13 protein-coding genes are annotated in these 16,049 nt (G+C 71.5%); 1 reads left to right on the top strand and 12 read right to left on the bottom strand.

The window, feature by feature from the left end:
* Positions 1-7: 7 nt before the first annotated feature.
* From D7231_RS07845 to D7231_RS07860, 4 genes are all read right to left on the bottom strand, one after another.
* On the bottom strand, positions 8-1,597 hold the full coding sequence (locus tag D7231_RS07845; RefSeq protein WP_120754217.1) for a Na+/H+ antiporter: 1,590 nt from the start codon (positions 1,595-1,597) through the stop codon (positions 8-10).
* A gap of 106 nt (positions 1,598-1,703) precedes the next feature.
* On the bottom strand, positions 1,704-2,645 hold the full coding sequence (locus D7231_RS07850) for an RluA family pseudouridine synthase (protein ID WP_030364717.1): 942 nt from the start codon (positions 2,643-2,645) through the stop codon (positions 1,704-1,706).
* A 65-nt stretch (positions 2,646-2,710) separates the two neighbouring features.
* Positions 2,711-3,259 carry a signal peptidase II gene (gene lspA / locus D7231_RS07855; RefSeq protein ID WP_194960945.1) on the bottom strand — a complete coding sequence of 183 codons (549 nt, stop codon included), beginning with the start codon at positions 3,257-3,259 and terminating at the stop codon, positions 2,711-2,713.
* 78 nt (positions 3,260-3,337) lie between these two features.
* Entirely contained in the window at positions 3,338-4,855 is a 1,518-nt protein-coding gene (locus D7231_RS07860; RefSeq protein ID WP_120754219.1) for a TraR/DksA family transcriptional regulator, read from the bottom strand.
* A gap of 484 nt (positions 4,856-5,339) precedes the next feature.
* Here D7231_RS07860 and ileS point away from each other — a divergent pair, with 484 nt between their 5' ends.
* The gene (gene ileS / locus D7231_RS07865; protein WP_199739323.1) at positions 5,340-8,492 is read left to right on the top strand and encodes an isoleucine--tRNA ligase; all 3,153 of its coding nucleotides are present in this window, start codon (positions 5,340-5,342) and stop codon (positions 8,490-8,492) included.
* Between the two features lie 209 nt (positions 8,493-8,701).
* Here the strand turns inward: ileS and D7231_RS07870 are convergent, their stop codons facing one another.
* The 8 genes from D7231_RS07870 to murG form a co-directional block, all read right to left on the bottom strand.
* The gene (locus D7231_RS07870; RefSeq protein WP_120754220.1) at positions 8,702-9,910 is read right to left on the bottom strand and encodes a DivIVA domain-containing protein; all 1,209 of its coding nucleotides are present in this window, start codon (positions 9,908-9,910) and stop codon (positions 8,702-8,704) included.
* A 49-nt stretch (positions 9,911-9,959) separates the two neighbouring features.
* A complete protein-coding gene (locus tag D7231_RS07875) occupies positions 9,960-10,244 on the bottom strand; it encodes a YggT family protein (RefSeq protein WP_030364712.1) in 285 nt (94 codons plus the stop codon).
* Between the two features lie 76 nt (positions 10,245-10,320).
* Positions 10,321-10,935: a cell division protein SepF gene (locus D7231_RS07880; RefSeq protein WP_030364711.1), complete on the bottom strand. Its 615-nt coding sequence runs from the start codon at positions 10,933-10,935 to the stop codon at positions 10,321-10,323.
* A 122-nt stretch (positions 10,936-11,057) separates the two neighbouring features.
* A complete protein-coding gene (locus D7231_RS07885) occupies positions 11,058-11,777 on the bottom strand; it encodes a YggS family pyridoxal phosphate-dependent enzyme (RefSeq protein WP_120754221.1) in 720 nt (239 codons plus the stop codon).
* 5 nt (positions 11,778-11,782) lie between these two features.
* Entirely contained in the window at positions 11,783-12,508 is a 726-nt protein-coding gene (pgeF, locus tag D7231_RS07890) for a peptidoglycan editing factor PgeF (protein WP_120754222.1), read from the bottom strand.
* A 53-nt stretch (positions 12,509-12,561) separates the two neighbouring features.
* Positions 12,562-13,797, bottom strand: coding sequence for a cell division protein FtsZ (ftsZ, locus tag D7231_RS07895; RefSeq protein ID WP_120754223.1), 1,236 nt, complete (start codon positions 13,795-13,797; stop codon positions 12,562-12,564).
* A 239-nt stretch (positions 13,798-14,036) separates the two neighbouring features.
* Entirely contained in the window at positions 14,037-14,924 is an 888-nt protein-coding gene (locus D7231_RS07905) for a cell division protein FtsQ/DivIB (RefSeq protein ID WP_120754224.1), read from the bottom strand.
* A 24-nt stretch (positions 14,925-14,948) separates the two neighbouring features.
* A complete protein-coding gene (gene murG / locus D7231_RS07910) occupies positions 14,949-16,043 on the bottom strand; it encodes an undecaprenyldiphospho-muramoylpentapeptide beta-N-acetylglucosaminyltransferase (protein WP_120754225.1) in 1,095 nt (364 codons plus the stop codon).
* Between the last annotated feature and the right edge of the window lie 6 nt (positions 16,044-16,049).

Consider the following 16,049-nt stretch of genomic DNA (forward strand, 5'->3'; position numbering starts at 1 on the left):
CCCGGCGTCAGCCGCGGAGGCTGCGGACGTCCAAGTGGCGGAGGACACGGTCCACGACCTCCGGGTCCGCGCCCGGTTCCGAGCGTGCGGCCAGCACCTCGCGGCGGGCCGCCGAAAGCAGTTCCCCCTGCACCCGCTGGATCGTCTGGAGCCGCTCGACACGCTGCGCGTGCGCCTCGCGCCGTTCCTCGTCGACCATCTCGGGGCTGATCCTGGCGCCCATGTCGAACGCGCGCCGGCCCAGCATCTCCATCATGTCCTCGGAGAGGTCCTCTTCCGCCACGATCTCCCACAGCCGGTGCCGCGCCGCCTTCGCCGCGCGCACGGCCAGCTGCCGCTCCAGCTCCCGGCTCGCGTCGGAGTCGGCGCGCACGCCGAGCCGCTTGACCAGCCAGGGCAACGTCAGGCCCTGGACGACGAGGGTGGAGACGATGACGGCGAAGGCGACGAAGAGGATCTCGTCCCGGGCGGGGAAGGGCTCCTTGGCGTCCGTGGTCAGGGGGATGGCCAGGGCGAGCGCCACGGACGCCACGCCGCGCATCCCGGACCACCACATCACCACCGTCTCGCGCCAGCTCACCAGGATGTCCTCGTCGACGTCCCGCCGCTTGTGCAGCCTCTTGGCCAGCCAGGCGGCCGGCAGCAGCCACAGCAGCCGGACGCCCACGACGACCGCGACGACGACGGCGCCGATGCCCAGCATCTCGCCCCAGCGGCCGGACGCGGTGGCGATGGCGTTGTGGAGCTCCAGGCCGACGAGGCCGAAGGCGACGCCGGTGACGAGGGTGTCGATGATCTCCCAGAAGGTGTGCCCGGCCAGCCGCCCGAGGACGTCGTCGGCGTCGGTCGCGTACTCGGCGAGGAAGAGGGCGGTGGTGAGCACCGCGAGCACTCCGGAGCCCTTGAGCTCCTCGGCGAGGACGTAGGCGACGAACGGCACCAGCAGGGTGAGCCCGATCTGGAGCGTGGCGTCGCCGAGCATGTCCATGAGCCGCTTGGTGGCCCAGCCGAGGGCCAGGCCGATCGCGACGGCGACCACGGCCGACAGCACCAGCTCGCCGATCGCCCGCGGCAGCGAGAAGCTGCCGCTGACGGCGGCCGCGATGGCCACGTGGTAGAGCACGATGGCGGTGACGTCGTTGAAGAGCCCCTCGCCCTCCAGGATGGAGACCAGGCGGCGCGGCAGCCCCAGGGAGCCCGCGACGGCGGTGGCGGCGACCGGGTCGGGCGGGGCGACGAGCGCGCCGAGGGCGACGGCCGCGGCGAGCGAGATGCCGGGCACGATCGCGTCGGCGACGGCGGCGACGGCCGCGGTGGTGACGAAGACCAGCGCCACGGCCAGCAGGAAGATCGGCCGCCGGTTGGCGGCGAACTGCCGCCACGAGGTGCGCTGGGCGGAGGCGTAGAGCAGCGGCGGGAGCACCAGCGGGAGGATGAACTCCGGCGGGACGGCCACGTTGGGCACGAACGGCAGCAGGGCGAGGACGATCCCGCCGAGCGTCATCAGCACCGGGGACGGCAGCCCCAGCCGGTCCCCCAGCGGCACGGTGACCAGCGCCCCGAACAGCAGCACGAAGAGCAGGGCGAGCTGGTCCACGGATGCCCTCCGGGCGGGTCGGTGCGGTCGAACAGGCCTCCAGCCTGCCTCAACCGCCCCCGGCCCGCCCCACGGGGCCCGGCCCGGCTACGCGCGCCCGGCCCGGTTACGCGCTCTCGGCGCGCACCGTGTCCAGCGCGCGCTGGAGGTCCTCGGGGTATTCGCTCGCGAACTCGACCCAGCGGCCGTCCTCGGGGTGCTCGAAGCCGAGCCGCACCGCGTGCAGCCACTGGCGGGTGAGCTTGAGGCGCTTGGCGAGGGTGGGGTCGGCGCCGTAGGTGAGGTCGCCGACGCAGGGGTGGCGGTGGGCGGCCATGTGCACGCGGATCTGGTGCGTGCGGCCGGTCTCCAGCTTCACGTCCAGCAGGCTGGCGGCGCGGAACGCCTCGATCAGGTCGTAGTGGGTGACCGAGGGCTTGCCCTCGGCGGTGACCGCCCACTTGTAGTCGTGGTTGGGGTGGCGGCCGATGGGGGCGTCGATGGTGCCGCTCATCGGATCCGGGTGGCCCTGGACCAGCGTGTGGTAGCGCTTGTCGACCGTGCGCTCACGGAACTGCTGCTTGAGCAGGGTGTACGCGCGCTCGGACTTGGCGACGACCATCAGGCCCGAGGTGCCGACGTCCAGGCGGTGGACGATGCCCTGGCGCTCGGCGGCGCCGGAGGTGGAGATGCGGTAGCCCGCGGCGGCCAGGCCGCCGATGACGGTCGGGCCCGTCCAGCCGGGGCTGGGGTGCGCGGCCACGCCGACCGGCTTGACGATCACGACGATGTCGTCGTCGTCATGGACGATCTCCATGCCCTCGACGGGCTCGGCGACGATCTGCACCGGCGCGGGCGCGGCGGGCATCTCGACCTCCAGCCAGGCCCCGCCGGTCACCCGGTCGGACTTCCCGGCCTCCGCGCCGTCGAGCTGGACCTTGCCCGCGGCCGCCAGCTCGGCCGCCTTCGTGCGGGAAAAGCCGAACATGCGGGCGATTGCGGCGTCGACGCGCTCGCCCTCCAGGCCGTCGGGTACGGGCAGGGCGCGGATCTCGGGAATGGTGCTCACCCGTCGAGTATGACGGACGGGTGCGACACCCCCGCCCCGGGCTCAGTCCTGGTGGACCCCGGGGCTCAGTCCTGGTGGACGGTGCCGTCCGGGTCCAGGCCGCGGAAGGACAGGATCACGATGAGGAAACCGCCGCACACGATCGCGGAGTCGGCGAGGTTGAAGACCGCGAATCCGGACGGCGCGATGAAGTCGACCACGCCGCCCTGGAAGCCGCCCGGCGAGCGGAAGAGGCGGTCGGTGAGGTTGCCCAGCGCGCCGCCGAGCAGCAGGCCCAGCGCGATCGCCCACGGCAGGCTGTAGAGCTTCCGGGCGATCCGGGCGATCACCACGATCACGGCGGAGGCGATCACCGTGAAGACGATCGTCATCGCCTCGCCGATGCCGAAGGCGGCGCCGCGGTTGCGGATGACCTCCAGCTGGAGCCAGGTGCCGATCACCTCGATCGGGTCGTGGTGCTCCAGCTTGGCGACCACGAGCAGCTTGCTGCCGAGGTCCAGGAGGTAGGCGAAGGCGGCCACGGCCAGGAGCACACCGATGCGCCGCCTGCCTTTGGCCGTGGCGTCCGCCGCGGCCGCCGGTGTGCCGGTGGTGGTCTGTTCCGCCTCTGTCACGTGAGTCCTTCGACGTCGTCCCGGGGGCCAGGGCCTGCCTGACTGAGGACGAGGGTACGGCACACGCGCGCGGGCGGGTCAGCGGCGTTCCTGCCGCTGTTTGCACTCCACGCACAGGGTGGCCCGCGGGAAAGCCTGCATGCGGGCCTTCCCGATGGGCTTCCCGCAGTTCTCGCAGAGCCCGTAGGTGCCCGCGTCGAGGCGCTCCAGCGCGCGCTCGGTCTGGTCCAGCATCTCGCGGGCGTTCGCCGCCAGGGCCAGTTCGTGCTCCCGGGTGATGTTCTTGGTGCCGGTGTCGGCCTGGTCGTCGCCCGCGCCGTCGCCCGAATCGCGCATCAGGCCGCTGATCGCCTCCTGGGAGTGGGCGATCTCCGCGCGCAGCCGCAGCACCTCGCTCTGCAACTCCGTACGGGCCTCGGTCACCTCCGCGGGCGACCAGGGCTCCTCCCCCGGCCTCACGGCCAGCTCACCGGGCCCCGCGGGCCCCGACCGGGCCCCCGGCACCTTCCCGGCGGCCTGTGTCCCGTCCATGGTCTTCTTCGCAGCCACCGTCCTGGCTCCCGTCTTCTCAGGGGGCACCGCCTTCTGGGCAGGTGCGGCGTTTTCGGCCTCGACGGCCGGTTCCGCTGCCGCGGGGGTCCCGACGAGGGGTCCCCGCGCGCGGGCGTCTTTCCGAGCGGACGCGGCCTTGCGGCCGGCAGTCTTGGTGGCCGCCCCCGCGGCGGCGGCCGCTGCGGCGGCCTTGCCTGCGGCCTTCTTCGCGGTGGTCTTCCTGACAGCGGGCGCCTCGGCGGCAGCCTTCGCGGCGGCGGCCGTCTTCTTGGCGACGGCCTTGCCGGTGGCCTTCTTGGCGGCAGGCGCCGCGGACGCCTTGCCGGCGGACTTCGCGTCAGCCGAGGCCGAGGCCGCACGCTTCGCGACCGTCTTCCCGGCGGCAGCCTTGCCCGCCGACTCCCCGGCAGGCGCCGCTCCGGCCTTGCCGGTGGCCTTCTTGGCCGGAGCCGCCTTCTTGCCGGCAGACACGGCCTTGCGGCCGGCAACCCTGGGAGCCGCCCCCTCGGCAGCGCCCCTCCCCGCCGATTCCCCCGCAGGCACAGTCCCGGCCTTACCCGCGGCCTTCCTGCCGGCGGACGCCTTGGCAGGCGCGGCCTTGCCGCCGGCGGATTCGGGGGCTGCTCCCTTGGCGGCAGTCTTCGCGGCGGCGGTCTTCCCGGCCACGGGGGCCGTCCTGGCGGGTGCGGTCTTCTCGGCGGCCTTCTGGACAGCAGCCTTTTTGCCTGCCGGCTTCTTGGCCGCGGCCGGCGCAGCCGCCTTCGCCCCTGCCTTCCCCGCAGGCGCCGCCTTCTTGCCGGCCGGCTTCTTGGTCGCGGGAGCGGTCCCGGCGGACGCCGCCGCCTTACGGGCCGGGGCGGTCCTTCCGGCCGACGCGGTCTTCTCGGCGGACGGACCGGCCTTAGGCGCGGCCGCGCCCTTCGCGGAGGCCTTCTCGGCCGGGGCCGCCTTCCCCACGGTGCTCGCGCCGGAACCGGCACCCGCGGCCCGGGACGCGACCCCCGCGGCGGCGGACCCCGCGGACCCCGCTCTCTTCGCCACCATGACCGCGGCCCCTTCACATTTTATGATCTTGCGCGCGAATCGTGCCGGAACGATAAAACTCCACCGGGCACGCGGCAACGGGGCACGCCGGTCTCCTCGGTTGTGCCCCGCCCCCGGCCCTGTAATCGGACCGCACCCGTCCCCCGCCCGGCCCCGGCCGAAACCGGTGGGCCGCGTCCGGTCCCGCCCCGTACACTGGGCGCAGCGAAAGGCGTGGATGGGACGAGTAGCGCCGCACGCAGCCATGAGCGATCCGGGGACGGTGCGAGCCCGGAGGTGTGCGCGGGGTGAAGATCAGCCCGGAGCCGCCGGAAGAACGCCCCGTGGGTCGCCCCAGGGGTCAGTAGAGCCGGCGTCGCGACCCTAATGAGGGGGCCGGGGGCCAGCGGGCCCGCGGCCAAGGAGGGTGGTACCGCGGGAGCGCGCAGGCGCGTCTCGTCCCTCCGACAGGACAGCGCACCAACCGTCCCGCCGGAGGAAGCCGATGACGCAGTACCACCAGGTGCCCGCTCAGGTCGACCTGCCCGCCCTGGAGCACGCCGTGCTCGAGTTCTGGCGCGAGCAGAAGATCTTCGCCCGTACGCTCGATCAGTCCGAGGGCCGCCCCGAGTGGGTGTTCTACGAGGGCCCGCCCACCGCCAACGGCATGCCGGGCGCGCACCACATCGAGGCCCGCGTCTTCAAGGACGTCTTCCCCCGCTTCCGCACGATGCAGGGCTACCACGTCGGCCGCAAGGCCGGCTGGGACTGCCACGGCCTGCCGGTCGAGCTCGCGGTGGAGAAGGAGCTGGGCTTCTCCGGCAAGCAGGACATTGAGGCGTACGGCATCGCGGCCTTCAACGACAAGTGCCGCGAGTCCGTCACCCGCCACACCGACGCGTTCGCCGAGCTCACCACCCGCATGGGCTACTGGGTCGACCTGGACGACGCGTACCGCACGATGGACCCGGAGTACGTCCAGTCCGTGTGGTGGTCCCTCAAGGAGATCTTCAACAAGGGCCTCCTCGTCCAGGACCACCGCGTGGCCCCCTGGTGCCCCCGCTGCGGCACCGGCCTCTCGGACCACGAGCTGGCCCAGGGCTACGAGACGGTCGTCGACCCGTCCGTCTTCGTCCGCTTCCCGCTGACCTCCGGCCCGCTCGCGGGCGAGGCCTCGCTGCTGGTGTGGACGACCACCCCGTGGACGCTGGTGTCCAACACCGCGGCCGCCGCCCACCCCGACGTCACCTACGTCGTGGCCACCGACGGCACCGAGAAGCTCGTCGTCGCCGAGCCGCTGCTGGAGAAGGCCCTGGGCGAGGGCTGGACGGCCACCGGTCAGTCCTTCACCGGCCGCGAGATGGAGCGCTGGGCGTACCGCCGCCCGTTCGACCTGGTCGAGCTGGAGGGCGCGAACTTCGTCGTCAACGCCGAGTACGTGACGACCGAGGACGGCACGGGTCTGGTCCACCAGGCGCCCGCCTTCGGTGAGGACGACCTCAGGACCTGCCGCGCCTACGGCCTGCCGGTCGTCAACCCGGTCCGCCCGGACGGCACCTTCGAGGAGGGCCTCGACCTCGTCGGCGGCCAGTTCTTCAAGAAGGCCGACGAGAAGCTCGTCGAGGACCTCTCCGCGCGCGGCCTGCTCTTCAAGCACATCGCCTACGAGCACAGCTACCCGCACTGCTGGCGCTGCCACACCGCGCTCCTCTACTACGCGCAGCCGTCCTGGTACATCCGCACCACGGCGATCAAGGACCGGCTGCTGGAGGAGAACGAGAAGACCAACTGGTTCCCCGAGTCGGTCAAGCACGGCCGCTTCGGCGACTGGCTGAACAACAACATCGACTGGGCGCTCTCCCGCAACCGCTACTGGGGCACCCCGCTGCCCATCTGGCGCTGCGAGGACAACCACCTCACCTGCGTCGGCTCGCTGACCGAGCTCTCCGAGCTCACCGGCACCGACCAGAGCGGCCTCGACCCGCACCGCCCGTACATCGACGACGTGACCTTCACCTGCACCGCCGAGGGCTGCTCCCACACGGCCGTGCGCGTGCCGGAGGTCATCGACGCCTGGTACGACTCGGGCTCGATGCCGTTCGCGCAGTGGGGCTACCCGTACAAGAACAAGGAGCTCTTCGAGCAGCGCTACCCGGCGCAGTTCATCTCCGAGGCCATCGACCAGACCCGCGGCTGGTTCTACACGCTGATGGCCGTCGGCACCCTCGTCTTCGACAAGTCGTCGTACGAGAACGTCGTCTGCCTGGGCCACATCCTCGCCGAGGACGGCCGGAAGATGTCCAAGCACCTGGGCAACATCCTCCAGCCGATCCCGCTGATGGACCAGCACGGCGCCGACGCCGTCCGCTGGTTCATGGCCGCCGGCGGCTCCCCGTGGGCCGCGCGCCGCGTGGGCCACGGCACCATCCAGGAGGTCGTCCGCAAGACGCTCCTCACCTACTGGAACACCGTCGCCTTCCAGGCCCTCTACGCCCGCACCACCGGCTGGGCGCCCAGCGCCGCGGACCCGGCCCCGGCCGACCGCCCGCTGCTGGACCGCTGGCTGCTCGGCGAGCTCAACGCCCTCGTCGGCCAGGTCACCGAGGCCATGGAGGCCTACGACACCCAGCGGGCCGGCAAGCTGCTGTCCTCCTTCGTCGACGACCTGTCCAACTGGTACGTGCGCCGCTCGCGCCGCCGGTTCTGGCAGGGCGACGCGGCCGCGCTGCGCACCCTCCACGAGGTCGTCGAGACCGTGACCCGGCTGATGGCCCCGCTGGTGCCGTTCATCACCGAGCGCGTCTGGCAGGACCTGGTCGTCCCCGTCGACCCGCAGGCCCCGGAGTCGGTCCACCTGGCCACGTGGCCGGTGGCGGACGCCGCCCTCGTCGACCCGAAGCTGTCGCAGCAGATGCTGCTCGTGCGGCGCCTGGTCGAGCTGGGCCGCGCCACGCGCGCCGAGTCCGGCGTCAAGACCCGCCAGCCGCTCTCCCGCGCGCTGGTGGCCTCGGCCGGCTTCGAGGAGCTGGGCGCCGAACTGCGCGCCCAGATCACCGAGGAGCTCAACGTCTCCTCCCTCGCCTCCCTCGCTGATTCCTCCGCTGGTGCAGCGGGCGGCGGCTCCCTGGTCGACACCACCGTCAAGGCCAACTTCCGTGCCCTGGGCAAGCGGTTCGGCAAGGGCGTCCAGGCGGTCGCCAAGGCCGTCGCCGCGGCCGACGCCGCGGCGCTGTCCCTGGCCCTGCGCGAGGGCACGGCCTCGGTCGAGGTGGACGGCGAGACGGTCGCCCTCTCCCCCGACGAGGTCATCATCACCGAAACGCCCCGCGAGGGCTGGTCGGTGGCCTCGGACTCGGGCGCCACGGTCGCGCTCGACCTGGAGATCACCCCGGAGCTGCGCATCGCGGGTCTCGCCCGTGACGCGGTCCGGCTCATCCAGGAGGCCCGGAAGAACAGCGGCCTCGATGTCGCCGACCGGATCGCCCTGCGCTGGCAGTCGGCGGACGAGGAAGTCCGTACCGCCCTCTCGGAGCACGCCGCCCTGATTGCGGACGAGGTCCTGGCCACCGACTTCGCCGAGGGCGAGGCCGACGGCTCCTACGGTGAGCCTTTCACCGACGAGGCCCTTTCGCTGACGTTCCGTCTCCGCAAGGCCTAGGCCGGGAGCGGGACCAAGGCCTGATAAAACCGACAATTGCCGGGCGAGGGAATCCCTCGCCCGGCAATTGTCATATGTCGTATTGCCCGACGGGCGAAACGCGCTGCTATGCGGTGCGCAAAAAGGGCCGGGCCCCTGGGAAATCCCAGGGGCCCGGCCCTTTAAGACTGCCGACCGACCGACTGCCGACTAGCGGCCGGGCAGGCGCCTCAGTTGTCGTCCTCGTCGATGAGGAAGCCGCGCATCGGGGACGGCGCCTGCTGCATCGGCTGCTGGCCCTGCGGCCGCACCGGTGCCATCGGCTGGGTCATCGCCGGGGACATCTGCTGCTGACCGCCGTAGGACGGGGCACCCATGGAGGAGTTGCCGCCCATCGAGCTGTTGCCACCCATGGACGGGTTGCCGCCCATGCTGTGGCCGCCCATGCCCGCACCTGCCGGAGCCATCGACCCGCTCATCGAGGGGGCCGCGGGCAGCGACGGGGTGTTGGGGTTGCGGGGCGGGGCCAGCGAGTCGTCCGCCTGGTTCTCCAGCTGGCGCAGCTGGCTCTCCAGGTAGGACTTCAGACGCGTGCGGTACTCGCGCTCGAAGCCGCGCAGGTCCTCGACCTTGCGCTCCAGCGTGGCGCGGGCGGACTCCAGGGAGCCCATCGCGACGCGGTGCTTCTCCTGCGCGTCCCGCTCCAGGGCGTCGGCCTTGGCGCGGGCGTCCCGCTCCAGGCCCTCGGCGCGGCTGCGCGCCTCGCCGACGATCTTGTTGGCCTCGGAACGGGCCTCCGCGATCGCCTGGTCGGCGGTCTGCTGGGCGAGCGAGAGCACGCGGGCAGCGCTGTCGCCGCCCGGGCCCTGACCCGGCTGCGGCAGCTGCGGGCCGCCCATGGGACCGTTCTGACCCATGGGGTTCTGACCCATAGGACCGTTCTGCCCCATTCCGTTCTGACCCATCGGACCGTTCTGACCCATGGGACCGCCCATGGGGCCGCCCATCGGGCCGTTCTGACCCATCGGACCGGGACCGTTCTGCCCCATCGGGCCGGGACCGTGCGGACCCTGGGGACCGTGGCCGTGACCGCTCGGGCCGGCCGGAAGCTGCGGGGCACCGCCCGGCAGCTGCGGCGGGCCGCCCATCGGCTGCTGCTGCGGCACCGGCTGCGGTCCCGATATGGCGGCGGGCACCGGAGCCCCGCCGGGTCGCTGGTCCTGCGGCTCGGGCTTGCGCATGCCCTGCTGCTGGTTCTGCGCGGCGGCACGCGTGGCGGCGGCCAGCTTGGCGCGCAGGTCCTCGTTCTCGCGGAGCAGACGGGTCAGTTCGGCCTCGACCTCGTCCAGGAAGGCATCGACCTCGTCCTCGTCATAGCCTTCTCGGAGACGGACGGTCGTGAACTGCTTGTTCCGCACGTCCTCGGGGGTCAACGGCATCTCTTCTTCACCTCAACGTAGTCGTCGGCAATCGGCAAGACCGTATCGTTCACACCTGCTCCACGACGCGGATCAGGATGAAGACGATAATCATCAATACGAAGAAGGACAGGTCGAGCGCCACGCCCCCGAGACGCAGCGGCGGAATGAACCGCCGCAGAAGCTTGAGTGGCGGATCGGTGACAGTGTAGGTGGCCTCAAGGATGACCACCATCGCCTTACCGGGTTGCCATGAGCGAGCGAACTGGAAGACGTAATCCATCACCAGTCGGAAGATCAGTACAAACAGGAAGCAATACAGCGCGATGTAGATCACCTGTAGTGCGATGCTCATCTCGCGCTTCCCTCTCCCCTTGCTCGTACCCGGCCTGTTCGGCCGTCATTCTCCCGGTGTCGCCAGGTATTGCGTCTCAGCTCTGATTGAAGAACCCACCCTCTGCGATGCGGGCCTTGTCCTCCGCCGTGACATCGACGTTAGCAGGAGACAGCAGGAACACCTTCTGCGTCACCCGCTCGATGCTGCCGTGGAGACCGAAGACGAGGCCGGCGGCGAAGTCGACAAGTCGCTTCGCATCCGTGTCGTCCATCTCCGTCAGATTCATGATCACCGGGGTGCCCTCGCGGAAGTGTTCCCCGATGGTACGGGCTTCGTTGTAGGTCCGGGGGTGCAATGTCGTGATGCGGTAGGGCTCCCGCTCGGACACAACCTTGGGCATGATCACCGGTGCGTTCTTCTCCAGAGAGTGGCGTTCGGGTGTGATGGACGCCACGGGGGCGATTCGGGCGGGTCGTCCCGTTTCCGCTGTGAGCGGAGCGGGTTCGCGCTGTGCAGGCGGCTGGGCGACTCGAACCGGTTCGTCCGATTGCGTCTGTTGTGCGAGGTGTTGCTGCTGATGCTGCTGCCTGCGTCGGTCGGGCTCCGGCTCGGGTTCGAACTCGTCGTCGGGGTCGAACCCCGGGCCGTCGTACCCATCGTCCTCCACGAGGCCGAGGTAGACCGCCATCTTGCGCATCGCGCCGGCCATTCTCTGCGTCCTCCGCTCTGTGGTGGATCGGCTCCGTCAGCGGCGCCTTGGATCCACGCGGTCTGCCCGCCTTCTGACGGGAATGACCATATTTTTTGCTGTGGTCCGACTTCTTGGCGACGTTACCCGAGCCTGGGTCGGACTCCGAGTACCGCCGATCCGACACGTACATGTGTCGCTCCGGCGGCCACCGCGTCATCCAGATCCGCGCTCATCCCTGCTGACACCATGTTCGCAGCAGGATGGGCCGCGCGCAGGCCCGTTGAGATTTCCATGAGCCGGCCGAAGGCGGCCCCCGGTCGCCCGGCATATGTTCCGACGAGCGGAGCCACCGTCATCAGGCCCGCGGGGCGGACTCCTTCGGCCGCGGCGAGGGCGTCGGCGAGTTCTGTCACACCGTCAGGCGCGACCCCGCCCCTTTCACCCCTTTCACCCGACTCTGCGTCAAGTGCCACCTGAATCAGGCAGTCCAGGGTCCGGCCGGCCTTCACGGCCGCGGCCGAGAGCGCGGTGACGAGCCGCGCCCGGTCGACCGAATGCACAAAGTCGGCATAACTCGCCACGGAACGAACCTTGTTCGTCTGCAATTGTCCGACGAAGTGCCAGGTGAGCGGCAGGTCCGCGCACTCGGCCGCCTTCGGCGCGGCCTCCTGGTCCTTGTTCTCCGCGACGTGCCGCACCCCGAGTCCGGCGAGCAGCCGCACGTCGGAGGCGGGGTAGGTCTTGGTGACCACGATCAGGGTCACGTCCTCGCGCGGGCGGCCCGCCGCGGAGCAGGCCTTGGAGATACGTTCCTCCACGCGGGCCAGATTGTCAGCGAGTTCCGTTCTGCGGTCCGTCACAGCCCTCAGTCCAACCAGACATAGCTAGCAAGTCGCCCCGTTGTGCGCTCGCGCCGGTACGAGAAGTGATCGGCCGACTCCAGCGTGCAGATGTGAGATTGTCCGCTCATCATCACGCCGAGCCGGGCGAGTTGGGCCCGGACGCCCGCGGCCACGTCCACGGCGGGGGTGCCCTGCCGGGTGGTGGCCCAGGCCTCGGGCACGGCCGCGGCGACCTCGGCCCGCATCTGCTCCGGCACCTCGTAGCACTGCCCGCAGACCGCGGGGCCGGTGCGGGCGAGGATCCGGGCGGGGTCCGCGCCGAGGGTGATCATCATCTCGACGGTCGCGGGAACCACTCCGGCGACCAGGCCCGGGCGGCCGGCGTGGGCCGCGCCCACGACCCCGGCGACCGGGTCGGCCAGCAGCACCGGGGTGCAGTCGGCGGTCAGGACCGCGAGGGCCAGACCCCGGCGGGCCGTCACCACTCCGTCGACCGCCGGAACCTCGCCGGACCGCCACGGACCGTCGACCACGGCCACGTCCCGCCCGTGCACCTGGTTCATCCAGACGACGTCCGCGGCGGCGAGGCCGAGCGACGCCGCCGCGCGCTCCCGGTTGGCCCGGACGGCGGCGGGGTCGTCGCCGACCGCGCCGCCGAGGTTGAGCTCGTCAAACGGAGCGGCGCTCACCCCGCCCCACCTGTCGGTGAAGGCGAAGTGCGCGCCGCTCGCATGCTGTTCAGACGACACAGTTCCCGATGTCACTGCGTGCTGTTGTCCTATGCCGCTCACTCGCTCGTTTCCTACTTGAGGAAGTCCGGAACGTCCAGTTCCTCGGCGGTCGAGTCCTGGTACGGGCGGGCCGGCGGGACGTGCGGGGAGACCGGCGGCGGCGGGGGGAGCTCATTGACCGGCGCCGGCTCGGGGGCCGGCTCCTCGGTGCGCGGGGTGACGTTGCCGAGGCCGCCGAAGGACGGGCGGACCGGCTCGGCCGGGGTCGCCGGGCGGGGGGCCGCCGCGGCCGGGGTCTCCTCGCGGCCGGAGCCGTAGGAGGAGCCGAGCACCTTGTCGCGGCTGCCCTTGGCCGGCGGCTGGCCGCCGTCGAAGCCGGCGGCGATGACGGTGACCCGGACCTCGTCACCCAGGGCGTCGTCGATGACGGCGCCGAAGATGATGTTGGCCTCGGGGTGGGCCGCCTCGCTGACCAGCTGAGCCGCCTCGTTGATCTCGAAGAGACCGAGGTCGGAGCCGCCGGAGATGGAGAGCAGGACGCCGCGGGCGCCGTCGATGGACGCCTCCAGCAGCGGCGAGGAGATCGCCATCTCGGCCGCGGCCACCGCGCGGTCGTCGCCGCGCGCCGAGCCGATGCCCATGAGCGCCGAGCCCGCCTCGGACATCACGGACTTGACGTCCGCGAAGTCGAGGTTGATCAGGCCCGGGGTGGTGATCAGGTCGGTGATGCCCTGCACGCCCGACAGCAGCACCTGGTCCGCGGACTTGAACGCGTCGAGCACGCTCACCTGACGGTCCGAGATGGACAGCAGCCGGTCGTTCGGGATCACGATGAGGGTGTCGACCTCGTCGCGCAGACCCGCGATGCCGTCCTCCGCCTGGTTCGCTCGGCGGCGGCCCTCGAAGGTGAACGGGCGGGTGACCACACCGATCGTCAGGGCGCCCAGCGAACGGGCGATGTTGGCGACGACGGGGGCGCCGCCGGTGCCGGTGCCGCCGCCCTCGCCCGCGGTCACGAAGACCATGTCGGCCCCCTTGAGGACCTCCTCGATCTCCTCGCGGTGGTCCTCGGCGGCCTTGCGGCCGACATCGGGGTTGGCGCCGGCGCCGAGGCCGCGGGTGAGCTCGCGACCGACATCGAGCTTGACGTCGGCGTCGCTCATCAGCAGGGCCTGTGCATCGGTGTTGATCGCGATGAACTCGACGCCCTTGAGACCGACCTCGATCATCCGGTTGATGGCGTTCACGCCACCGCCGCCGATGCCGACGACCTTGATGACTGCGAGGTAGTTCTGCGGTGCTGCCACGTCGAAGGCCTCTCGCCTCGAGTTACGTATGCCTGGGGGACGGTTCAGTGCCGACCCGAACCCTCAACGTGAAGTTTAGGGTTACCTGTGCCGCTGTTCGCTGGGGTTCTCCGAACAGGACAGTAAGTCGACAAGCCGCGCGCGTTCAACGAACACGCCGAACCTCCCGTTTTTCTTTTCACCCTATGTGATCACCCATAGCCGTAGCCAGTCAGGGTGCTGCCCGGCCACCCCGGCCGTCAACTCCCCGACGCCGCGGGAGCGCTGGGGGCGCTCACATCGAAGTGATCCGCGCCCCGCGCGGCCTTCAGCAGAGCCGTCAGCGCGCGAGCCTTCGCTTCACCTCGCTCGCCGCTCCCCCAGACGACCGTCCGATCGCCCGTCAGCTCCAGAGTGATCGAGTCGTACGAGCGTACGCGGATGGCCAGGGTGTCCGCGCGCACGTCCGCGGGCAGGGCCTCGGCGACCCGGACGCCCTCGCGCTCCAAACGCTCGGGGCCGAACCGGCTCAGGCTGGCCTCTGCGGTCGCGGAGGGCTCCACGGTCAGCCTGGGGACGCCCCACGGGGCTTGATCGACTGTGGCGAACCGCACGCCCGCACCGTCGATTTCGATGAACTTTCCGCGCTTCGCGGAGTCCGAAGTGTCCTGGACGATCGCTTTCGGCTGCCGCTCGACCACTTTCAGGCCGACCGCATGCGGCCAGGAGCGCTCGACATGGACCGATTCGATCCGCGGCAGGGCGGCGCGCAGCCGCTCCCCGATGGCATCGGTGTCCACGGAGACCAGCGGGCCGCCGAGCTTCACGTCGGCCGCGGCCCGCACCTCATCGGGCGTCAGCACCCGGGTGCCGGAGACCTCCACCCGGGTGGCGCGCAGCCAGGTGGAGCCGTAGAGCGCCCATCCGGCGGCACCGCCGGCGAGCACGGCGGCCACCGCCCAGAGGATCAGCCGGCGGCCGCGCGGCAGTCCGGAGCGGAGGCCGGGGCGGCGCGAACCGCGCCCCGGCGGCTTCTTCCCGGCCGGCTTCCCGGCGGGCCGGGAAGGGCCGGTCCTGCCGCCGGAACCGGGCCGCACCGACTTCTTGCTCTTCGCGCCACCGCGCCGGGCGGTCGTCGGTCCGGCCACTGTCCAGCCTCCTGCTCCGGGCCCTCAGCCCGCTCTCTTGGCGGCGATCGCCTCGTACACCATGCCGACGAGCAGGTCGTCGGCGTCCCGGCGGCCGAACTCGGCGGCGGCACGGGACATCTCGTACAGCCGGTGCTGGTCGGCGAGGACCGGGAGCACGTGCTGCTGCACCCATTCGGGCGTCAGCTCGGCGTCGTCCACCAGCAGTCCGCCGCCGGCCTTGACCACCGGCTGGGCGTTCAGCCGCTGTTCGCCGTTGCCGATGGGCAGCGGGACATAGGCGGCGGGCAGCCCGACGGCGGACAGCTCGGCGACGGTCATCGCGCCCGCGCGGCAGAGCATCATGTCGGCCGCGGCGTACGCGAGGTCCATCCGGTCCACGTACGGTACCGGGATGTAGGGCGGCATTCCGGGCATGTTGTCCACGTGCGGCAGGTCGTTCTTCGGACCGACCGCGTGCAGGATCTGGATGCCGGCCCGCTGGAGGAACGGGACGACGGCCTGGATGACCTCGTTGAGCCTGCGGGCGCCCTGCGAGCCGCCGGAGACCAGCAGCGTGGGCAGGTTCTGGTCGAGCCCGAAGTACGCCCGCGCCTCCGGCCGGGCGGCGGCCCGGTCCAGGGTGGCGATGGTGCGGCGCAGCGGGATGCCCACGTAGCGGGCGTTGCGCAGCTTGCTGTCCGGGGTGGACACCGCGACCCCGGCGGCGTAGCGCGAGCCGATCTTGTTGGCGAGGCCGGGCCGGGCGTTGGCCTCGTGCACGATGATCGGCACGCCGAGCCGCTTGGCGGCCAGGTAGCCGGGCAGGGCCACGTAGCCGCCGAAGCCGACCACGCAGTCCGCCTTGGTGCGCTCCAGGATCTGCTCGGCCGCCTTGATCGTGCCGCGCAGCCGCCCTGGGACGGTGATCAGCTCGGGTGTGGGCTTGCGGGGCAGCGGTACGGCGGGAATGAGGCCGAGCTCATAGCCCCGCTCGGGCACGAGGCGGGTCTCCAGGCCCCGCTCCGTGCCGAGCGCCGTGATCCCCACGGTCGGGTCCTGCCTGCGCAGGGCGTCCGCGAGGGCGAGCGCGGGCTCGATGTGGCCGGCGGTCCCCCCACCGGCGAGTACGACATGCACCGAAAT

The organism is Streptomyces klenkii (assembly GCF_003626645.1).
GTDB lineage: Bacteria > Actinomycetota > Actinomycetes > Streptomycetales > Streptomycetaceae > Streptomyces > Streptomyces klenkii.